At 50.7% G+C, this 20,079-nt stretch carries 19 protein-coding genes; 10 read left to right on the top strand and 9 right to left on the bottom strand.

The genetic code is table 11. The annotated features are described in order from the left end of the window. Positions 1-55 precede the first annotated feature (55 nt). Entirely contained in the window at positions 56-1,246 is a 1,191-nt protein-coding gene (rlmI, locus tag ACJHYR_RS07110; protein WP_059327873.1) for a 23S rRNA (cytosine(1962)-C(5))-methyltransferase RlmI, read from the top strand. A gap of 57 nt (positions 1,247-1,303) precedes the next feature. After that, positions 1,304-1,621 (top strand): heat shock protein HspQ, encoded by a 318-nt coding sequence (hspQ, locus tag ACJHYR_RS07105; protein WP_001295356.1) that lies wholly within the window; start codon positions 1,304-1,306, stop codon positions 1,619-1,621. A 44-nt stretch (positions 1,622-1,665) separates the two neighbouring features. On the opposite strand, the gene ACJHYR_RS07100 is transcribed toward hspQ, so the two are convergent. Continuing rightward, positions 1,666-2,079, bottom strand: coding sequence for a CoA-binding protein (locus ACJHYR_RS07100; RefSeq protein WP_000665218.1), 414 nt, complete (start codon positions 2,077-2,079; stop codon positions 1,666-1,668). Between the two features lie 172 nt (positions 2,080-2,251). Between ACJHYR_RS07100 and ACJHYR_RS07095 the strand changes: the two genes are divergently transcribed. After that, on the top strand, positions 2,252-2,914 hold the full coding sequence (locus ACJHYR_RS07095; RefSeq protein ID WP_000847791.1) for a DUF2057 family protein: 663 nt from the start codon (positions 2,252-2,254) through the stop codon (positions 2,912-2,914). Between the two features lie 95 nt (positions 2,915-3,009). Continuing rightward, entirely contained in the window at positions 3,010-3,468 is a 459-nt protein-coding gene (gene mgsA, locus ACJHYR_RS07090; protein WP_000424181.1) for a methylglyoxal synthase, read from the top strand. Between the two features lie 31 nt (positions 3,469-3,499). Here mgsA and helD read toward each other — a convergent pair whose 3' ends face one another. Continuing rightward, positions 3,500-5,554 carry a DNA helicase IV gene (gene helD, locus ACJHYR_RS07085; RefSeq protein WP_001305911.1) on the bottom strand — a complete coding sequence of 685 codons (2,055 nt, stop codon included), beginning with the start codon at positions 5,552-5,554 and terminating at the stop codon, positions 3,500-3,502. 122 nt (positions 5,555-5,676) lie between these two features. On the opposite strand from helD, the gene ACJHYR_RS07080 reads away from it, so the two are divergent. Together ACJHYR_RS07080 and yccS are read left to right on the top strand one after the other, a co-directional pair. Further along, the gene (locus ACJHYR_RS07080; protein WP_001261235.1) at positions 5,677-6,123 is read left to right on the top strand and encodes a YccF domain-containing protein; all 447 of its coding nucleotides are present in this window, start codon (positions 5,677-5,679) and stop codon (positions 6,121-6,123) included. A 9-nt stretch (positions 6,124-6,132) separates the two neighbouring features. Continuing rightward, a complete protein-coding gene (yccS, locus tag ACJHYR_RS07075; RefSeq protein WP_000875037.1) occupies positions 6,133-8,295 on the top strand; it encodes a YccS family putative transporter in 2,163 nt (720 codons plus the stop codon). Here yccS and sxy read toward each other — a convergent pair. Further along, positions 8,258-8,887 carry a CRP-S regulon transcriptional coactivator Sxy gene (gene sxy, locus ACJHYR_RS07070; protein ID WP_000839153.1) on the bottom strand — a complete coding sequence of 210 codons (630 nt, stop codon included), beginning with the start codon at positions 8,885-8,887 and terminating at the stop codon, positions 8,258-8,260. The genes yccS and sxy overlap by 38 nt on opposite strands. Positions 8,888-9,105: 218 nt before the next feature. Here sxy and sulA point away from each other — a divergent pair, with 218 nt between their 5' ends. Both sulA and ompA read left to right on the top strand, forming a co-directional pair. Beyond that, on the top strand, positions 9,106-9,615 hold the full coding sequence (sulA, locus tag ACJHYR_RS07065; protein ID WP_059327871.1) for an SOS-induced cell division inhibitor SulA: 510 nt from the start codon (positions 9,106-9,108) through the stop codon (positions 9,613-9,615). A gap of 355 nt (positions 9,616-9,970) precedes the next feature. Next, positions 9,971-11,023 carry a porin OmpA gene (ompA, locus tag ACJHYR_RS07060; protein ID WP_001305912.1) on the top strand — a complete coding sequence of 351 codons (1,053 nt, stop codon included), beginning with the start codon at positions 9,971-9,973 and terminating at the stop codon, positions 11,021-11,023. A 76-nt stretch (positions 11,024-11,099) separates the two neighbouring features. Here the strand turns inward: ompA and matP are convergent, their stop codons facing one another. Then, entirely contained in the window at positions 11,100-11,552 is a 453-nt protein-coding gene (gene matP / locus ACJHYR_RS07055; RefSeq protein ID WP_000877161.1) for a macrodomain Ter protein MatP, read from the bottom strand. A 185-nt stretch (positions 11,553-11,737) separates the two neighbouring features. Here matP and ACJHYR_RS07050 point away from each other — a divergent pair, with 185 nt between their 5' ends. After that, the gene (locus ACJHYR_RS07050) at positions 11,738-13,498 is read left to right on the top strand and encodes a Lon protease family protein (RefSeq protein WP_001586869.1); all 1,761 of its coding nucleotides are present in this window, start codon (positions 11,738-11,740) and stop codon (positions 13,496-13,498) included. Positions 13,499-13,566: 68 nt separating this feature from the next. After that, positions 13,567-14,085 carry a bifunctional 3-hydroxydecanoyl-ACP dehydratase/trans-2-decenoyl-ACP isomerase gene (gene fabA, locus ACJHYR_RS07045; RefSeq protein WP_000227927.1) on the top strand — a complete coding sequence of 173 codons (519 nt, stop codon included), beginning with the start codon at positions 13,567-13,569 and terminating at the stop codon, positions 14,083-14,085. Positions 14,086-14,154: 69 nt separating this feature from the next. Here the strand turns inward: fabA and rmf are convergent, their stop codons facing one another. The 5 genes from rmf to ACJHYR_RS07020 form a co-directional block, all read right to left on the bottom strand. Beyond that, positions 14,155-14,322: a ribosome modulation factor gene (gene rmf, locus ACJHYR_RS07040; protein WP_000828648.1), complete on the bottom strand. Its 168-nt coding sequence runs from the start codon at positions 14,320-14,322 to the stop codon at positions 14,155-14,157. Between the two features lie 255 nt (positions 14,323-14,577). Beyond that, positions 14,578-15,141, bottom strand: a complete 564-nt coding sequence (pqiC, locus tag ACJHYR_RS07035) for a membrane integrity-associated transporter subunit PqiC (protein WP_000759128.1) — start codon at positions 15,139-15,141, stop codon at positions 14,578-14,580. Continuing rightward, positions 15,138-16,778: an intermembrane transport protein PqiB gene (gene pqiB / locus ACJHYR_RS07030; protein ID WP_000445541.1), complete on the bottom strand. Its 1,641-nt coding sequence runs from the start codon at positions 16,776-16,778 to the stop codon at positions 15,138-15,140. The genes pqiC and pqiB overlap by 4 nt, the downstream gene beginning before the upstream one ends. A 4-nt stretch (positions 16,779-16,782) precedes the next feature. Further along, positions 16,783-18,036: a membrane integrity-associated transporter subunit PqiA gene (pqiA, locus tag ACJHYR_RS07025; protein ID WP_000333164.1), complete on the bottom strand. Its 1,254-nt coding sequence runs from the start codon at positions 18,034-18,036 to the stop codon at positions 16,783-16,785. Between the two features lie 129 nt (positions 18,037-18,165). Further along, positions 18,166-20,073, bottom strand: a complete 1,908-nt coding sequence (locus ACJHYR_RS07020; protein ID WP_072837506.1) for an ABC transporter ATP-binding protein — start codon at positions 20,071-20,073, stop codon at positions 18,166-18,168. Positions 20,074-20,079 lie beyond the last annotated feature (6 nt).

Raw genomic sequence — 20,079 nt, 5'->3', positions numbered from 1 at the left:
ATGGAAAACTCCGGACAATGACGCCCATTTCTTTGCATCGACAGAAAAGTAAATTATGAGTGTACGTTTAGTGTTAGCCAAAGGGCGCGAAAAATCATTACTTCGTCGCCATCCGTGGGTCTTTTCCGGGGCCGTTGCCCGCATGGAAGGTAAAGCCAGCCTCGGTGAAACCATCGATATTGTTGATCATCAGGGAAAATGGTTAGCACGCGGCGCTTATTCGCCAGCTTCGCAAATCCGGGCACGCGTCTGGACGTTTGACCCGTCTGAGTCTATCGACATTGCTTTTTTTTCCCGCCATTTGCAACAAGCACAAAAATGGCGTGACTGGCTGGCGCAAAAAGATGGCCTCGACAGCTATCGTTTAATCGCCGGTGAATCTGATGGCCTGCCGGGTATTACTATCGATCGTTTCGGTAATTTTCTGGTGCTGCAACTACTGAGTGCTGGCGCAGAATATCAGCGCGCGGCATTAATTAGCGCCCTGCAAACGCTGTACCCGGAATGTGCGATTTACGATCGCAGCGATGTTGCGGTACGTAAAAAAGAAGGGATGGAGCTGACCCAGGGCCCCGTCACCGGCGAGTTGCCGCCTGCCCTGCTGCCGATTGAAGAACACGGCATGAAGCTGCTGGTGGATATTCAGCACGGACACAAAACGGGTTACTACCTGGATCAGCGTGATAGCCGCCTGGCTACCCGCCGCTACGTTGAAAATAAACGCGTACTGAACTGTTTCTCCTATACCGGTGGTTTCGCCGTATCGGCACTGATGGGCGGTTGCAGCCAGGTTGTCAGCGTTGATACCTCCCAGGAAGCCCTGGATATTGCACGGCAGAACGTTGAGCTGAACAAACTGGATCTGAGCAAGGCTGAGTTTGTCCGTGATGATGTCTTTAAATTGCTGCGTACTTATCGCGATCGCGGTGAAAAATTTGACGTTATCGTGATGGACCCGCCGAAGTTTGTTGAGAATAAAAGCCAGTTGATGGGCGCGTGTCGTGGCTATAAAGATATCAACATGCTGGCGATTCAGTTGCTGAATGAAGGCGGTATTCTCCTGACTTTCTCCTGTTCCGGTCTGATGACCAGCGATTTATTTCAGAAAATCATCGCGGATGCCGCAATTGATGCCGGTCGTGATGTACAATTTATAGAGCAGTTCCGTCAGGCAGCCGATCATCCGGTGATCGCTACCTATCCGGAAGGGCTATATCTGAAAGGGTTTGCCTGTCGCGTCATGTAACTTGAAATGTGGAATTTTACCCTTATATCAAAGGTAAAGATTTCCCGGGAGGTGACTATGATTGCCAGCAAATTCGGTATCGGCCAGCAGGTCCGCCATTCCCTGTTAGGTTATCTCGGAGTGGTCGTGGATATCGACCCGGTTTATTCGCTCTCTGAACCGTCGCCTGATGAGCTGGCGGTGAATGACGAGCTTCGCGCCGCTCCGTGGTATCACGTGGTGATGGAGGACGATAACGGCCTACCGGTTCATACCTACCTGGCTGAAGCCCAGCTAAGTAGCGAATTGCAGGATGAACATCCTGAACAGCCATCCATGGATGAGCTGGCGCAGACCATCCGCAAACAACTTCAGGCCCCGCGTCTGCGTAACTAATCCCTGAACAAATCCCCGGAAGGTTTTGGCCTTCCGGGGATTTTTTATTTGGCCAGGCCCAGGCGAGGGATCTCAATAGCCGGGCAGCGATCCATCACCACATTTAACCCGGCATCCCGTGCCAGTACTGCCGCCTGCTCATTAATCACCCCCAGTTGCATCCAGAGGGTTTTCGCGCCAATGGCGATCGCTTCCTGCGCCACGCCCCACGCCGCTTCTGAATTCCGGAAAACATCGACCATATCGACTTTTTCCGGAACTTCTGCCAGCGTGCCATACCCCTGCTGGCCCAGCAGCGTTTTGCCGGCAACTTTTGGTGAAACCGGAATGACGTGATACCCCTGGTCGAGTAGATATTTCATCACGCGATAGCTGGGACGATCGGGTTTGTCGCTTGCCCCCACCAGCGCAATGGTGTGAGTGGACGTTAAAATGCCTGCAATATCGGTTTCTTTCATTATTTCCTCCAGACTGTTTAACAAAGTGTACGACAAAGCCGACATGCCAACCATGCAGCTAATACGAATGAATGAGAGCAAAAGCGGGAAATATGTCTATATGTTAGTAAGTATGATTAAAGAAAAATTTTGACACATTATTATTCGGGCGGTCTTTTGACAGGAGCTACCTATGAAAACCGGCATCGTGACCACCTTGATTGCATTATGTTTGCCGGTATCCGTTTTTGCCACCACGCTGCGGCTTTCAACCGATGTCGATCTTCTGGTACTCGACGGTAAAAAGGTTTCCAGCTCTCTGCTGCGCGGTGCGGACAGCATTGAACTGGATAATGGACCGCATCAGTTAGTGTTTCGCGTTGAGAAGACGATTCATCTTTCCAATAGTGAAGAACGGCTGTATATCTCCCCACCGCTGGTGGTCAGTTTTAATACCCAGCTCATCAACCAGGTCAATTTTCGCCTGCCTCGTCTGGAGAATGAGCGGGAAGCTAACCATTTTGATGCCGCGCCGCGCCTTGAATTGTTGGATGGCGATGCGACGCCGATTCCGGTAAAGCTGGATATTCTCGCCATTACCTCAACGGCAAAAACGATTGATTATGAGGTCGAGGTTGAACGCTATAACAAATCCGCGAAACGCGCTTCACTACCGCAATTTGCCACGATGATGGCAGATGACAGTACGCTGCTTTCGGGTGTTTCCGAGCTGGATGCTATTCCACCGCAGTCTCAGGTGCTCACAGAACAACGGCTGAAGTATTGGTTTAAACTGGCTGACCCACAAACGCGAAATACTTTCCTGCAATGGGCGGAAAAACAACCATCTTCCTGAGATTTTTGTGCCTGTGCGCAGGCTTTTTCGGTCTTTCTCTTGCAGCGATAAGTGCTTACAGTAATCTGTAGGAAAGTTAACTACGGATGTACATTATGGAACTGACGACACGCACTTTACCTGCGCGGAAACATATTGCGCTGGTGGCACACGATCACTGCAAACAAATGCTGATGAGCTGGGTGGAACGACATCAACCGTTACTGGAACAACACGTACTGTATGCAACAGGCACTACCGGTAACTTGATTTCCCGTGCAACCGGCATGAACGTCAACGCGATGTTGAGTGGCCCAATGGGGGGTGACCAGCAGGTTGGCGCATTGATCTCAGAAGGGAAAATTGATGTATTGATTTTCTTCTGGGACCCACTAAATGCCGTTCCGCACGATCCTGACGTGAAAGCCTTGCTGCGTCTGGCGACGGTATGGAACATTCCGGTCGCCACCAACGTGGCAACGGCAGACTTCATTATCCAGTCGCCGCATTTCAACGACGCGGTCGATATTCTGATCCCCGATTATCAGCGTTATCTCGCGGACCGTCTGAAGTAATATTGCACAGGTGGCAAACGCCACCTGTTTCTTACGGTTTTCTCGCCACCGGCACATCCAGATTTTTCAGTATTTCCACAAAGGGAGAGGGATTCTCTTTGTTAAACAGTGCCCATACCCGATGGCGTGCCCGGGTCAGCGCCACGTACATTAACCGCCGTTCTTCAGCGTCCGGGAAATCCTCAACCGGTGGCAGTAGCGCCTCTTCCATAATCGACTCCCGCGCCGCAGCCGGAAAACCATCACTTCCCTCCTGCAAGCCAACGATGATGACGTAATCCGCCTGTTGCCCTTTGCTGGCATGAATGGTCATAAAGTCGATTTGCAACTTCGGCCAGCGTGTTGCCGCTTTTTCCAGGCTGGCAGGCCTCATGTGATGGTAACGCGCCAGGATCAGAATGCGCTCTTCCGGTTTGGCATAACCAGAGAGCTTATCCAGCAAAGCGTCAAGATGGCTCTCATCCAATAACGTGACGGCTTTTTTGTCTCCATTGGTTAAGCTGTTTAGCGGCTTTTTCAGCTGGCCTGGGTTCTGCTGAATAAACCGGTTTGCCACCTCACCGATACGACTGTTAAAACGGTAAGTCGTGTCTAAATCGCAGCGATCGCCTTCACCAAAGTTTTCATGGAAAGCGGTGGTGAGCGACATTTGCGCACCGCTGAAGCGATAAATCGCCTGCCAGTCATCACCAACGGCGAACAACGTCGTCTGACTGTTTTGCTTGCGTAATGCCGCTAACAACGCTGCGCGCTGCGGCGAGATATCCTGAAATTCATCAACCAGAATATGCTTCCACGGGCTGATAAAGCGACCTTTCTCCAGAATCACAATCGCCTGGTGAATCAGGCCCGAAAAATCGACAGCGTTTTCTGCCTTCAGCGCACCTTTCCAGGCTTTTAATAACGGGGCCATCAACTTGATACGTTTACTGAACAGATCGCGAATCTCTTCGGGTGCACTGGCAATCATTTCTGCCTGTGCGCCACCGTGCATCCGCATCAGACTTACCCAACGATCGAGGCGTGAGGCAAGACGACGCTGTAATTTTTCATCATCCCAGAAGTTACCTTCTGGCACTGACCACTGCATTTCTTCCGTCAGCCATTGCCGCCAGCCCTTCGCCTGCGCTTTCTTTTCGCTGCATTGCTTGCGCCACTCAGCAATAAAGAGTTCATGACGGGCAGCGGTATCATTTTCCAGTTTGCTGACTATCGGAACTTTTTTGCTGCCCTGCTGAATAATATGCAGCGCCAGCGCATGAAACGTGCGTGCGGTAATGTCTTCGGTATGTAGCCGTTCGCGAATACGCTCGTCCATCTCTTCAGCGGCTTTGCGACCAAACGCCAGCAATAAAATTTGCTCAGGGGACGCTTCACCACGCGCCAGCAACCAGCCTGCACGGGCCACCAGCACCGACGTTTTTCCGCTTCCTGCACCAGCCAGCACTAACAGAGAATGCTCGCCATTAACGACTGCCCGGGCCTGCGCCGGATTCAGCGGTGAAGACTCGACCTGGCGGAAAAAATCTGCATACTCGGTAAGCATGGCTTCTGTATACGCCTGGTTATGCTGCAACCGAGCGCTTTCAATATCTTTCAACCAGGCCTGACATTTACGCCACGCCTCACGGCAGTTATCGAATTCTTCCAGTCGGTTAACCGGCAACGGCAACGCCGACAAAGCCTGGCGGATTTGTTGCTGAATGCCAGAGGTTTGCTCACGCGTCAGCCATTTATTTTCTCCAGTGCGCGTGGCAATCAAATCCAGTTGCTGGAGTAAAACACCAGACGCAATTTCGCTCATCTCGCCACTCCACCGCCGCCAGTGAGCATCAAGATGATGGTAAAAACGCTGCGTCTCGCCCCATTCGGTGCCGTGCAGACGCACCACTTTTTCGTCCGGCAGTACAAATTCCAGCTCGCCCCATACCAGACCGCGCTTACAGTGAATCGCCAGTAATTGATTGAAAGGAATAAGGTATTCGTGGCGATCACCGGAGACTTTAATCCCGGCATTGAGGATCACCGCCCGATCGTAAGGGTGCTGTGCCAGACGTTTTCCAAGCGTTGTCGCTTTCAGTTCCATGACTCTGTAGATCCACACGAAATGATTTCTTATCAGTGTAACCGTCAGAGAAAACGTGCTCCAGCCCAAAAAAACGTTACAATTGCCGCCCATTACTGAAAACCACAGTAAAGCGAGGTTTTATGCGTACCGTTTTGAACATTCTGAACTTTGTGCTTGGCGGATTTGCCACCACTCTGGGCTGGCTGTTGGCGACTCTGGTCAGTATTGTGCTGATTTTTACCTTACCGCTGACACGATCCTGCTGGGAGATCACTAAACTGTCTCTGGTGCCTTATGGCAATGAAGCTATTCATGTCGATGAACTGAACCCGGCTGGCAAAAATGTGCTGCTGAATACTGGCGGTACGGTATTGAATATTTTCTGGCTGATTTTCTTTGGCTGGTGGTTATGCCTGATGCACATTGCAACGGGCATCGCACAATGTATTTCCATCATTGGCATTCCTGTCGGCATTGCGAACTTTAAAATTGCCGCTATCGCACTATGGCCGGTCGGTCGTCGCGTGGTATCGGTAGAAACAGCGCAAGCTGCGCGTGAAGCCAATGCACGTCGTCGTTTTGAATAATCCACTAATATGGCCTTTATGCTAAGTCCTTTGCTCAAACGCTATACCTGGAACAGCGCCTGGCTGTATTACGCGCGTATTTTTATTGCGCTTTGTGGAACCACAGCGTTTCCGTGGTGGCTGGGTGATGTAAAACTGACGATTCCGCTGACGCTGGGGATGGTGGCAGCGGCGCTGACCGATCTCGATGACCGGCTGGCGGGACGTTTGCGTAACCTCATCATTACGCTGTTCTGCTTTTTTATCGCCTCGGCCTCAGTAGAATTGCTGTTTCCCTGGCCCTGGCTATTTGCAATTGGCTTAACGCTCTCTACCAGCGGCTTCATTTTGCTCGGCGGTCTGGGTCAACGCTATGCAACAATTGCCTTCGGTGCGTTACTGATCGCCATTTACACTATGTTGGGGACGTCACTGTATGAGCACTGGTATCAGCAGCCGATGTATCTGCTGGCCGGTGCCGTCTGGTACAACGTCCTGACACTTATTGGTCATCTACTGTTCCCGGTCCGCCCGCTGCAGGACAACCTGGCGCGTTGCTATGAACAACTGGCGCGTTACCTTGAGCTCAAGTCACGCATGTTTGATCCTGATATTGAAGATGAAAGCCAGGCACCGCTGTACGATTTGGCTCTCGCCAACGGTCAGCTGATGGCGACATTGAATCAGACGAAACTCTCGCTGCTGACCCGCTTACGTGGCGATCGTGGTCAACGGGGAACGCGTCGCACGCTGCATTATTACTTTGTCGCGCAGGATATTCACGAGCGTGCCAGCTCTTCTCATATTCAGTATCAAACATTGCGTGAACATTTTCGCCACAGCGACGTGCTGTTCCGTTTTCAGCGGCTGATGTCGATGCAGGGCCAGGCGTGCCAGCAACTGTCACGCTGTATTTTGCTGCGTCAGCCTTATCAACATGATCCGCATTTCGAGCGCGCTTTTACGCATATTGATGCTGCGCTGGAGCGGATGCGCGATAACGGCGCACCTGCCGATTTACTCAAAACACTGGGATTTTTGCTGAACAATTTACGCGCCATTGATGCCCAACTGGCAACAATTGAATCAGAACAGGCCCAGGCACTGCCCCATAATAATGACGAAAATGAGCTCGCTGATGACAGCCCGCACGGATTGAGTGATATCTGGCTGCGTCTTAGCCGTCACTTCACGCCGGAATCCGCCCTCTTCCGTCATGCGGTAAGAATGTCGCTGGTGTTGTGCTTCGGCTACGCCATCATTCAGATAACCGGAATGCATCACGGGTATTGGATCTTGCTGACAAGTTTGTTTGTCTGCCAGCCAAACTATAACGCCACGCGCCACCGCCTGAAGTTAAGGATTATTGGTACGCTGGTAGGTATCGCCATTGGCATTCCTGTGCTGTGGTTTGTACCGTCACTGGAAGGGCAACTGGTGCTACTGGTTATTACCGGCGTGCTCTTTTTTGCCTTCCGTAACGTGCAATACGCCCATGCAACGATGTTCATCACACTTTTGGTGCTACTTTGTTTTAACTTGTTGGGTGAAGGTTTTGAAGTGGCGTTACCTCGCGTAATCGATACGCTGATTGGTTGTGCCATTGCGTGGGCGGCGGTGAGCTACATCTGGCCTGACTGGAAGTTTCGCAATCTGCCGCGCATGCTCGAACGTGCCACCGAGGCCAACTGTCGCTATCTCGATGCCATACTGGAGCAATACCATCAGGGGCGTGATAACCGTCTGGCGTATCGTATTGCCCGCCGCGATGCACACAACCGTGATGCTGAACTGGCGTCGGTGGTATCAAATATGTCCAGCGAGCCGAACGTTACCCCGCAAATTCGCGAGGCCGCGTTTCGGTTGCTGTGCCTTAACCATACGTTTACCAGCTATATCTCAGCCCTCGGTGCTCACCGGGAGCAGTTAACTAATCCTGATATTCTGGCGTTTCTTGATGACGCAGTTTGCTATGTTGATGACGCGCTACATCATCAACCTGCTGATGAAGAACGCGTCAATCAGGCATTAGCTGGCCTGAAACAGCGAATGCAGCAACTTGAACCGCGGGCAGACAGCAAAGAACCTCTGGTCGTACAACAAGTCGGGTTATTGATTGCATTACTGCCAGAGATTGGTCGTCTGCAACGCCAGATTACTCAAGTTCCGCAGGAAACTCCTGTTTCGGCGTAAGAGAGTCAGCCCATTCTGCAAGCTCCTGGCGGCGTGCCACCGGGAGCGCAGCTTCATGAATGCCGATAATGGCCCCTTCAAGCATAAACAGAATCTTTTCTGTCACCAGACTGTTTTGCTGCCGCAGTCGCAACCAACACATTTTTGCCCCAAGTATACGTAACGCCCGTACATCCTTAATCCCCACCTCCCCGAGAATCGCTTCCAGATGAAAAGACATATTGGGCAAATCTTTCAGTCTTTCCCGGGTATTGCGCGTGCTTTTCTCTTTCAGCGCTGCATCGAGAGAATATTTCGACAGACGCACCAGCTTCAGTTGATTTCGCCATAGACTTTCATCAACCCGATAGTAATTGAGGGTAACGGATCGGCCACACTTTTTATATGTCAGCCAGACAGGCGGATGTTTTACACAGTACTGTGCACTTTGCTCACAAGCACGAAGATACAACTCACCATCAGAAACCATCGCAAACACCGTGTCGTCAACGGTCAGGCTGTAACTACCAAACAATGATCGGTATTCAATTGTGCCCAACGTTGCCAGGTATTCTTGTGATTTATAGATCCGCTTATAGGAGAGGCTTTTCATAAAATTCCTTTTAAAATCATAACATAAAAGAATGATTCACATTAACGGATCCGTTAACTACGAAAATAGGCAACTTATTCTTAAGGGGCAAGATTAATTTATGTTTTCCCGTCACCAACGACAAAATTTGCGAGGCTCTTTCCGAAAATAGGGTTGATCTTTGTCGTCACTGGATGTACTGTACATCCATACAGTAACTCACAGGGGCTGGATTGATTATGTACACTTCAGGCTATGCACATCGTTCTTCGTCGTTCTCATCCGCAGCAAGTAAAATTGCGCGTGTCTCTACGGAAAACACTACAGCCGGGCTTATCAGTGAAGTTGTCTATCGCGAAGATCAGCCCATGATGACGCAACTTCTACTGTTGCCATTGTTACAGCAACTCGGTCAGCAATCGCGCTGGCAACTCTGGTTAACACCGCAACAAAAACTGAGTCGGGAATGGGTTCAGGCATCTGGGCTATCCTTAACAAAAGTGATGCAGATTAGCCAGCTCTCCCCTTGCCACACCGTGGAGTCAATGGTTCGCGCTTTACGCACGGGCAATTACAGTGTGGTGATCGGTTGGTTGGCAGATGATTTGACTGAAGAAGAGCATGCTGAACTTGTTGATGCGGCAAATGAAGGTAACGCTATGGGGTTTATTATGCGTCCGGTAAGCGCATCCTCTCACGCAACGAGACAACTTTCCGGGCTAAAAATTCACTCTAATTTGTATCATTAAGTAAATTTAGGATTAATCCTGGAACTTTTTTTGTCGCCCAGCCAATGCTTTCAGTCGTGACTAATTTTCCTTGCAGAGGCTTGTCTGAAGCGGTTTCCGCGATTTTCTTCTGTAAATTGTCGCTGACAAAAAAGATTAAACGTACCTTATACAAGACTTTTTTTCATATGCCTGACGGAGTTCACACTTGTAAGTTTTCAACTACGTTGTAGACTTTACATCGCCAGGGGTGCTCGGCATAAGCCGAAGATATCGGTAGAGTTAATATTGAGCAGATCCCCCGGTGAAGGATTTAACCGTGTTATCTCGTTGGAGATATTCATGGCGTATTTTGGATGATAACGAGGCGCAAAAAATGAAAAAGACAGCTATCGCGATTGCAGTGGCACTGGCTGGTTTCGCTACCGTAGCGCAGGCCGCTCCGAAAGATAACACCTGGTACACTGGTGCTAAACTGGGCTGGTCCCAGTACCATGACACTGGTTTCATCGACAACAATGGTCCGACCCACGAAAACCAACTGGGTGCAGGTGCTTTTGGTGGTTACCAGGTTAACCCGTATGTTGGCTTTGAAATGGGTTACGACTGGTTAGGTCGTATGCCGTACAAAGGCGACAACATCAACGGCGCATACAAAGCTCAGGGCGTTCAGCTGACCGCTAAACTGGGTTACCCAATCACTGACGATCTGGACATCTACACTCGTCTGGGTGGTATGGTATGGCGTGCAGACACCAAGGCTAACGTACCTGGTGGCGCATCCTTTAAAGACCACGACACCGGCGTTTCTCCGGTCTTCGCTGGCGGTGTTGAGTACGCGATCACTCCTGAAATCGCTACCCGTCTGGAATACCAGTGGACCAACAACATCGGTGACGCACACACCATCGGTACTCGTCCGGACAACGGCCTGCTGAGCCTGGGTGTTTCCTACCGTTTCGGTCAGGGCGAAGCAGCTCCAGTAGTTGCTCCGGCTCCAGCTCCGGCTCCGGAAGTACAGACCAAGCACTTCACTCTGAAGTCTGACGTTCTGTTCAACTTCAACAAAGCAACCCTGAAACCGGAAGGTCAGGCTGCTCTGGATCAGCTGTACAGCCAGCTGAGCAACCTGGATCCGAAAGACGGTTCCGTAGTTGTTCTGGGTTACACCGACCGCATCGGTTCTGACGCTTACAACCAGGGTCTGTCCGAACGTCGTGCTCAGTCTGTTGTTGATTACCTGATCTCTAAAGGTATCCCGGCAGACAAGATCTCCGCACGTGGTATGGGCGAATCCAACCCGGTTACTGGCAACACCTGTGACAACGTGAAACAGCGTGCTGCACTGATCGACTGCCTGGCTCCGGATCGTCGCGTAGAGATCGAAGTTAAAGGTATCAAAGACGTTGTAACTCAGCCGCAGGCTTAAGTTCTCGTCTGGTAGAAAAACCCCGCTGCTGCGGGGTTTTTTTTCGCCTTGCGTAAATTGAACTGACTTTCGTCAGTTATTCCTTACCCAGCAATGCCTGCAGATCCTGCTTCAAAGAAGACATTTTATTCGCGTATTTCTCTTTGTTTTCCGCATCTTCAATCAGCTGAACAATCGTTTCAGAAAGCGTTTTACCGCGACGCTGCGCAAGACCAGCCAGACGTTGCCAGACAATAAATTCCAGATCGATCGATTTTTTGCGCGTATGCTGGTGTTCCGCATTAAAATGGCGCTTCCGTCTGGCCCGAATGGTTTGCTTCATGCGATTGACCAGTTCCGGATTCATATGCTTGTCAATCCAGCCATTTACCAGCACGGGTTCATTTTCCAGCGAGAGCAACACATCGACGGCTTCCTGGGCGGCACTGGCTTCTATGTAACGGGTGATTAACTCCCCTTCGCGATGCTTCTTCACCAGATACTTCCATTTCCAACCGCTTTCAAGATTTTCAAGTTGTTGATATTTCATAGCGATCTCAATGTTACCGTGTAACTCTTTACAGAATATCAGCTTTTTCGGCCAGTGAAGAAAAGAATCTCCATCCTGTGAGCTTTAACGCCCATGCCAGGAGTATTGTCGGTGCTTTCTACGTGTGCTGTAGTGCCGGTTACGGTATAATCGCAGCTTTGACAACAGACTAAAAAACATCAACTTTGACCATTACGAAACTTGCATGGCGTGACCTGGTTCCTGATACCGATAGCTATCAGGAAATATTTGCTCAGCCACATTTGATTGACGAAAACGATCCTTTATTCAGTGATACTCAACCGCGACTGCAATTTGCGCTGGAGCAGTTGCTGCATACCCGAGCATCCTCCTCTTTTATGCTGGCGAAGGCCCCGGAAGAGTCTGAGTATCTGAATCTTATTGCCGATGCCGCGCATGCGCTACAAAGCGATGCAGGCCAACTGGTGGGCGGTCACTATGAGGTTTCCGGGCACACCATCCGCTTACGTAACGCAGTGAGTGCAGATGATAATTTTGCGACTTTAACGCAAGTTGTCGCTGCCGACTGGGTAGAAGCGGAACAACTCTTTGGCTGCCTGCGCCAGTTTAATGGCGACATTACCCTGCAGCCAGGTCTGGTGCATCAGGCAAATGGCGGTATTCTCATCATCTCTTTGCGTACACTGCTGGCGCAACCTCTGCTGTGGATGCGGCTGAAAAATATCGTTAACCGCGAGCGTTTTGACTGGGTTGCGTTTGATGAGTCGCGCCCTCTCCCCGTCTCAGTGCCTTCGATGCCATTGAAGCTGAAAGTCATTCTGGTAGGCGAACGCGAATCATTGGCTGATTTCCAGGAGATGGAACCAGAGCTTTCAGAGCAGGCTATTTATAGCGAATTTGAAGACACTCTGCAGATTGTCGATGCGGAGTCAGTAAGCCAGTGGTGTCGCTGGGTGACATTAACCGCCAGACATAATCACTTACCTGCACCGGGAGCGGATGCCTGGCCGGTACTTATCCGCGAAGCAGCACGCTACACCGGTGAACAAGAAACACTTCCGCTTAGCCCGCAGTGGATCCTCCGCCAGTGTAAAGAGGTCGCCTCCCTGTGCGATGGCGACACCTTCTCCGGCGAGCAGCTAAACTTAATGCTGCAGCAGCGTGAATGGCGTGAAGGTTTCCTCGCTGAACGCATGCAGGATGAGATCCTTCAGGAGCAAATCCTGATTGAAACCGAAGGCGAACGCATCGGGCAAATTAACGCCCTTTCGGTCATTGAATTTCCGGGTCATCCACGCGCTTTTGGCGAACCTTCTCGCATTAGCTGCGTTGTGCATATTGGCGATGGTGAATTCACCGACATCGAACGCAAAGCGGAGCTTGGCGGCAATATCCATGCGAAAGGGATGATGATCATGCAGGCGTTCCTGATGTCGGAACTACAGCTTGAGCAACAGATCCCCTTCTCAGCATCGCTGACATTTGAGCAGTCATACAGTGAAGTGGATGGCGATAGTGCCTCGATGGCTGAACTCTGCGCCCTGATAAGCGCCCTCGCCGATGTGCCGGTGAATCAGAGTATCGCTATCACAGGTTCAGTCGATCAGTTCGGTCGCGCCCAGCCGGTCGGTGGTTTAAATGAGAAAATCGAAGGCTTCTTTGCTATTTGCCAGCAACGTGAGTTAACGGGGAAACAAGGTGTCATTATCCCCACAGCTAACGTTCGCCATTTAAGTCTTCACAGTGAACTGGTGAAAGCGGTAGAAGAAGGTAAATTCACCATCTGGGCAGTAGACGATGTGACTGACGCACTGCCGTTATTATTAAATCTGGTGTGGGATGGCGAAGGCCAAACGACGCTGATGCAAACCATCCAGGAACGTATCGCGCAAGCATCGCAACAGGAAGGACGTCACCGTTTTCCATGGCCATTACGTTGGCTGAACTGGTTTATTCCGAACTGATCGGACTTGTTCAGCGTACACGTGTTAGCTATCCTGCGTGCTTCAATAAAATAAGGCTTACAGAGAACATGGTAGATAAACGCGAATCCTATACAAAAGAAGACCTTCTTGCCTCTGGTCGCGGTGAACTGTTTGGCGCTAAAGGCCCGCAATTGCCAGCACCGAACATGCTGATGATGGACCGTGTGGTCAAAATGACCGAAACGGGTGGTAACTTCGACAAAGGGTATGTTGAAGCAGAACTGGATATCAATCCGGATCTATGGTTCTTCGGATGCCACTTCATTGGCGATCCGGTTATGCCGGGATGCCTGGGCCTGGACGCAATGTGGCAGCTGGTAGGGTTCTACCTCGGCTGGCTGGGCGGCGAAGGTAAAGGCCGCGCGCTGGGCGTTGGCGAAGTTAAATTCACTGGTCAGGTATTGCCGACAGCGAAAAAAGTGACCTACCGTATTCACTTTAAACGCATTGTTAATCGTCGTCTGATTATGGGTCTGGCAGATGGCGAAGTGCTGGTTGATGGTCGTCTGATCTATACCGCCAGCGACCTGAAAGTCGGTCTGTTCCAGGATACGTCAGCCTTCTGATTACAATCAGACAGAGTATCAAAAGGCGAAACCTCCGCAATGCGGAGGTTTCTTTTTAAAGAGACAGAATCAGGCCATTACTACCCTGTCCGCCATGGCTTCTCGCCAGCCTCCCAGCCATTGTGACCTTTGATTCAGCGTCTGATAGGGACACATTTCTTTTGAGCGTCCGGCTATGCCGGCCTGATAACCACGTTGATGTGCCCGTTCCAGGCGATCTCGTTTTTGTCTCTTCATGCCTCGTTTCCCTCATACTGGTTTCTGGTGGAAAAGAAAACAGTGATTACTAAATGTGCAATCACAGTTAAGCAATACCGCGAATCATAACTGCCGTCAATGCGCAAAATTCACGCCACTGTCATATTTGTGAGCTACACGGGCATGTCGGTTGTACAAAAAATGTGAAGAGGAACAACTTTTTCCGCAAGTTAGAAACAAAAAAACCGCCTCAGGCAACATACCGGAGACGGTTATATTTACAAATCTTTATGATTACGGTAGACGCTTTATCTCTTGCGCAATAGAAGCGGCTTCCTGACTCCAGACACTGGCCAGCACTTTAACCATTTCATCGTAACCATCCTGCGTTTGCACCCCTTCCAGACGGAACGGACGTTTGATCAGTTGTCCCTGGTGGTTCAACAGCCACTCACCACTGACAATGACCTTGCCATCATATCGCCCGTTAAACTCCGTTACGGTAACATTGAGCGTATCCTGGGCGCTTCCCAGAGGCTGGGAGGCAACCACCCAGCCGGGCAGTTGCGTGCTCAGGTTGGCAACCAGGGTGTTGCGCAACTGTTGATCCAACGGGCTGGCCCACAAGTTGTTGTTGGCAATCACATACTTCACATCACTCGTTTGATAAACCACACCATTTCCGGCCAGATAGTCAGGAACAGCGACCTGCACTACCCATAACAGGCGATTACCCTGGCTGGCGGTACTTTGTGTACCGCTCTGCACCACAGGTAACTGGTAATAGTTTTTATTAATTTCGCCGGAGCTGCATCCGGCCAGCCACAGTGCCGCAATAGTCACTAGCCACTTTTTCATTGTTTCGCCCTCTTCGGCTCTGGATCTTTTTTGTCCTTCGCTTCAAATACCAGCGCGTTACTCTTCTCGTTGAGCGTTTTCAGCACCGGTTGCAGTTCTCGCAACACCTGATCAAGTCGCTGCATATCCGCCACCATCTTGTTGTAGGCTGCGGAGCCAGGCTGGAATCCCTGCATGCTGCGATTCAATTCACGCAACGTTGACTGCATATCCGTCGGTAACTGCTGCATCGACTGGCTGGCGAGGATCTTGTTCATGCTATCCAGCGTCGTTTGCAGGTTTTTCATTGTGCGCTGACTTTCAGAAAGCGTACTGGTTGCCTGTTCAATCATCGGATTCAATGGCAGTTTGTTGATCTTATCCAACGCTTCCATCAGTCGTTGCTGGATTTGCGCCAGACCGCCGCTAACGGTCGGGATAATCTGATAACCATTAAATTCACGAATACCGGTTATTGCAGGCGTATTTGGATAGAAATCGAGATCAACATACAGTGCGCCAGTGACCAGGTTTCCGGTTTTCAGCGATCCGCGTAAACCACGTTTCAACAATTCGCCAAGGTGCTCAACAACATCCGCATTTTCGCCAAGCTGCATTTTCAGCCGCTCTGGCTCGATACGAATCAGTACCGGAATACGGTAATCATCGTTAAATGTCTGACGCATATTCGGCGCAAAGAATGGCACTTTGCTTACGGTACCCAGGCGAATACCCCGGAATTCTACCGGAGCTCCCGGTTGCAGACCGCGTACCGAATCTTTAAAGAACATCAGATAATCAATGTGATCGGTGTACAACGAATCCTGAATGCTCTTCTGATCATCATACAAAACGAAAGCTGTTTTCGGTGCCACTGGCTGCCCTAAATCCAGACCTTCCGGCACATCAAAGCTGACACCGCCACTAAGCAGCGTTGTCAATGAGCCCATCTCCACACGCATTCCCGCTGACGTCAAATCAACCGCAATGCCACTATCTTTCCAGAAGCGAACATTGCTGGTCACCAGTCGGTCATAAGGTGCATTGATGAACAGTTGATAGCTGATATTGCGTTTTTGCGTATCGAAGGTGCTGGTTTCAACCGAACCTACCCGATAGCCACGGAACAGCACGGGATCTCCTGGCGAGAGCTGCCCGGCTTTTTTGCTATCGAGAATCACACGGATACCTTTCGCATCAGGCGGGGCCAACGGTGGCGAGTCCAGCAAATCGTATTTATCCATTTTGCTGCCTTTCGCGCCTGGCTGCAGTTCGATATAAACCCCAGACAGCAGCGTTCCCAGGCCGCTAATCCCTTCTCGACCAATCTGCGGTTTCACCACCCAAAAGACGGTATCTTTATGCAGCAATTTTTCCATACCGGAATTCAGCCGCGCTTTGATTTCAACGTGCGTCAAATCATCAGCCAGTGTGGCGCTTTCAACCACGCCGACGTCAACGCTACGGCTTTTAATGGTGGTTTTGCCACCTTCAATTCCTTCCGCATTCGCGGTGATCAGGGTCACTTCCGGTCCCTGATGGCTGTAATGATAAAAAAGAACCCAGGCCCCAATGAGCGCCGTGACGATAGGAAATATCCACACGGGAGACCAGTTCTTCACTTTCTGGATTTTGGCTTCCCCATTATTAGATTCCATACTGTCAGGACTCCTCATGCTCTGATTCAGGTTGACGATCCCACGACAAACGCGGGTCAAACGTCATAGCAGAAAACATTGTCATTATGACGACTAAAGCAAACATTAATGCACCCATTGCCGGATAAATACTCATTAAACCTCCCATACGCACCAGCGCCGAGAGCACCGCGATAACGAAAACGTCAATCATCGACCAGCGGCCTACAAACTCAACAACTTCATAAATCAAATGCATTCTTTCACTGTCGCGCTTGCCATGCCCTTTGGCATCCCAGCACAGCCACGCTATGGCGATCATCTTTAACGTTGGCACCATAATACTGGCCAGAAAGATAACCGCAGCGACGGGATAAGATCCTTCGCTCCATAACAGGATGACCCCAGCGAGAATCGTCGATGGCATCTTCGAACCTAATAAATCCGTCACCATGATGGGCAAAATATTAGCCGGAAGATACAGCATGATGGACGTTACAAGCAGCGCGAGTGTCCATTGCAGGCTGTTTCTACGCCGAACGTACCCTTTAGTACCACAGCGCGGGCATACGGGTTCATCAGCAGGAAGGATTGCCGTACAACAGGAGCACGAACGTAACCCCTGACGTATCCCCGTGACGCCAGGTTTTAGCGGCTGGCGCAGTGCTGGCATCGGGGCGATATCGTCCCACAACCAGCGACGATCAACGCACTGAAAGGCGCGCAGTTGCAGGACACAAAATAAACACCAGGGGAGAAAGCTACTGCCGACACCAATGCTGCCGTAGGCCATCAGTTTAACGAAACTGACCAGCACACCCGCGAGGAAAATCTCCGCCATTCCCCAGGTTTTGAGTTGAAAAAGCACTCGTGCCAGTTGCTCTTTTAAACGGACCGGTAATTCCGCGCGATTCACCAGTAACAGAATGGTTATCAGACAAAACGCGGGAACCAGTTGCACAAACAACAGGAAAAAGGTGCCGAGGCTGGCGTAGTCCTCAGAAAAAAGCACGCCGGGAATTTCCAGTAATGTAATTTCACTGGTGACTCCCGCAACGTTCATATTCACAAAAGGAAACAAGTTGGACAGCAACAGCATGAACAGTGCAGCCAACGCATAGGCGGTGGGACGCTGCCGAGGGGCATCCCACGCCACGGTTAACGTTGTGCCACACCGGGGACATGCCGCTTTCTGACCATGCTCAAGGCGCGGTAACGCCACCAGCATGTCACACTGCGAGCACAGGATGTGCTTCGCGGCATGATGATGTTCGCACATTGGTACTCCTTAATGATGCGCTATTTTACAGATGACTAACAAAGTGTTGGTTTTCATGCCTGATTAACCCAGTTCATCAGGCAATTTTACCGTTGTCAGCTGTCTCTGTTTAAATCGACTATTTTGCGATCAGCCACCATTTTTTAACGCTTCAAGATACTCCCAGCGTTCAAAGGCTTGCTCCAGCTCCTGCTCTGCAGCAGCCATATCAGCGAGCACTTTTTGCGTCTGCTCATGCGGCTGACTGAAGAAGGAAGCATCCGCCACCTGCGTCTGTAGGGCTTCCAGCTTCGCCTCCAGATCTTCGAGCAATTGCGGTAGCTGCTCCAGTTCACGCTGCAATTTATAGCTTAATTTGCTACTGCTGCGTTTTACAGTTTCTGCTTTTGGCGCGGCGGCTTCTTCGGTTTTTTTCACCGCAGGCTGTTTGAGCGCCACATACTGTTCTTGCTGACCACGGGCATCATGATAACCGCCAACATAACGACCAATTTTACCGCCGCCTTCGAAGATCCAGCATTCTGTAACGGTGTTATCGACAAACTGACGATCGTGGCTCACCAGCAATACCGTGCCCTGGTAGCTGTCGATCAGTTCTTCCAGCAGTTCCAGCGTTTCAACATCAAGATCGTTGGTCGGTTCGTCAAGAATCAATAAGTTGCTTGGTTTGAGGAACAAACGCGCCAACAACAAGCGGTTACGCTCACCGCCAGAAAGCGCACGTACCGGCGTCATCGCCCGTTTCGGATGGAACAGGAAGTCCTGCAAATAGCCCAAAACATGGCGTGGCTTGCCGTTAACCATCACCTCTTGCTTACCTTCAGCAAGGTTATCCATCACCGTTTTATCGGGATCCAGTTCCGCACGGTGCTGATCGAAATAAGCCACTTCCAGTTTGGTGCCAACGTGAATACGCCCGCTGTCCGCCTGAAGCTGACCGAGCATCAGTTTCAGCAGCGTGGTTTTGCCGCATCCATTCGGACCAATCAGGGCAATTTTGTCGCCACGTAGAACCTGGGCAGAAAAATCTTTCACCAGTTGCTTACCGTCGACCTGGTAGCAAACGTCTTCCATTTCGAAAACGATCTTACCGGAGCGGCTGGCCTCTTCCACCTGCATCTTTGCGGTACCCATCACTTCGCGACGTTCGCCACGCTCGCGACGCATTGCTTTCAGGGCGCGTATGCGGCCTTCATTACGGGTACGGCGTGCTTTGATCCCCTGGCGGATCCACACCTCTTCCTGCGCCAGTTTGCGATCGAACTCGGCATTTTGTAGTTCTTCCACACGCAGAGCTTCTTCTTTTTCCAGCAGGTACTGGTCGTAATTCCCTGGATAGGTCACAAGTTTGCCGCGATCGAGATCAACAATGCGCGTCGCCATATTGCGGATAAACGAACGGTCGTGGGAGATGAAAATTATCGTCCCATTGAAGGTTTTAAGGAATCCTTCCAGCCAGTCGATGGTTTCGATATCCAGGTGGTTAGTCGGTTCGTCGAGCAGCAATACGCGCGGATTGCTCACCAGCGCGCGTCCTAATGCCGCTTTACGCAACCAGCCGCCGGAAAGCGACGACAGCGCAACGTTAGGATCTAACCCCAGTTGCGCCAGCACTTCGTTGATGAGGTTTTCCAGCTGCCACAGGTTGTGGTGATCCAACTGTTCCTGAACTTTTGCCAGTTCGTTGAGATTTTTCTCGCTCGGGTCGTTCATCACCAGGCGCGAAATATCGTGATACCGCTTCAGGTATTCCGCTTGTTCTTCAATGCCTTCGGCAACGAAATCATAAACGCTACCCTCAACGTTACGCGGCGGATCCTGTTGCAGACGAGCGACAATCAAATCTTGCTCGTAAATAATGCGACCGTCATCCAGCCCCTGTTCACGGTTGAGGATTTTCATTAACGTCGATTTGCCTGCGCCGTTACGGCCTACCAGACAAACACGTTCGTTATCTTCGATATGCAGTTCTGCGTTATCGAGAAGCGGCGCGTCGCTGAACGACAGCCATGCGCCATGCATACTGATTAATGACATTACTAT

Source organism: Escherichia sp. WS1450 (genome assembly GCF_046487395.1).
Taxonomy (GTDB): domain Bacteria; phylum Pseudomonadota; class Gammaproteobacteria; order Enterobacterales; family Enterobacteriaceae; genus Escherichia; species Escherichia coli.
Note: the sequence above shows the minus strand (reverse complement) of the source record. Positions and strands in the feature narration are given on the sequence as shown.

What these genes read in the sequence shown, in the direction of transcription:
- ACJHYR_RS07020 (WP_072837506.1), bottom strand. Translation starts at nt 20,073, where the DNA reads ATGTCATTAATCAGTATGCATGGCGCATGGCTGTCGTTCAGCGACGCG.
- sxy (WP_000839153.1), bottom strand. Translation starts at nt 8,887, where the DNA reads ATGAAAAGCCTCTCCTATAAGCGGATCTATAAATCACAAGAATACCTG.
- pqiB (WP_000445541.1), bottom strand. Translation starts at nt 16,778, where the DNA reads ATGGAATCTAATAATGGGGAAGCCAAAATCCAGAAAGTGAAGAACTGG.
- matP (WP_000877161.1), bottom strand. Translation starts at nt 11,552, where the DNA reads ATGAAATATCAACAACTTGAAAATCTTGAAAGCGGTTGGAAATGGAAG.
- rmf (WP_000828648.1), bottom strand. Translation starts at nt 14,322, where the DNA reads ATGAAGAGACAAAAACGAGATCGCCTGGAACGGGCACATCAACGTGGT.
- pqiC (WP_000759128.1), bottom strand. Translation starts at nt 15,141, where the DNA reads ATGAAAAAGTGGCTAGTGACTATTGCGGCACTGTGGCTGGCCGGATGC.
- hspQ (WP_001295356.1), top strand. Translation starts at nt 1,304, where the DNA reads ATGATTGCCAGCAAATTCGGTATCGGCCAGCAGGTCCGCCATTCCCTG.
- sulA (WP_059327871.1), top strand. Translation starts at nt 9,106, where the DNA reads ATGTACACTTCAGGCTATGCACATCGTTCTTCGTCGTTCTCATCCGCA.
- yccS (WP_000875037.1), top strand. Translation starts at nt 6,133, where the DNA reads ATGGCCTTTATGCTAAGTCCTTTGCTCAAACGCTATACCTGGAACAGC.
- ACJHYR_RS07100 (WP_000665218.1), bottom strand. Translation starts at nt 2,079, where the DNA reads ATGAAAGAAACCGATATTGCAGGCATTTTAACGTCCACTCACACCATT.
- pqiA (WP_000333164.1), bottom strand. Translation starts at nt 18,036, where the DNA reads ATGTGCGAACATCATCATGCCGCGAAGCACATCCTGTGCTCGCAGTGT.
- rlmI (WP_059327873.1), top strand. Translation starts at nt 56, where the DNA reads ATGAGTGTACGTTTAGTGTTAGCCAAAGGGCGCGAAAAATCATTACTT.
- ACJHYR_RS07080 (WP_001261235.1), top strand. Translation starts at nt 5,677, where the DNA reads ATGCGTACCGTTTTGAACATTCTGAACTTTGTGCTTGGCGGATTTGCC.
- ompA (WP_001305912.1), top strand. Translation starts at nt 9,971, where the DNA reads ATGAAAAAGACAGCTATCGCGATTGCAGTGGCACTGGCTGGTTTCGCT.
- fabA (WP_000227927.1), top strand. Translation starts at nt 13,567, where the DNA reads ATGGTAGATAAACGCGAATCCTATACAAAAGAAGACCTTCTTGCCTCT.
- helD (WP_001305911.1), bottom strand. Translation starts at nt 5,554, where the DNA reads ATGGAACTGAAAGCGACAACGCTTGGAAAACGTCTGGCACAGCACCCT.
- mgsA (WP_000424181.1), top strand. Translation starts at nt 3,010, where the DNA reads ATGGAACTGACGACACGCACTTTACCTGCGCGGAAACATATTGCGCTG.
- ACJHYR_RS07095 (WP_000847791.1), top strand. Translation starts at nt 2,252, where the DNA reads ATGAAAACCGGCATCGTGACCACCTTGATTGCATTATGTTTGCCGGTA.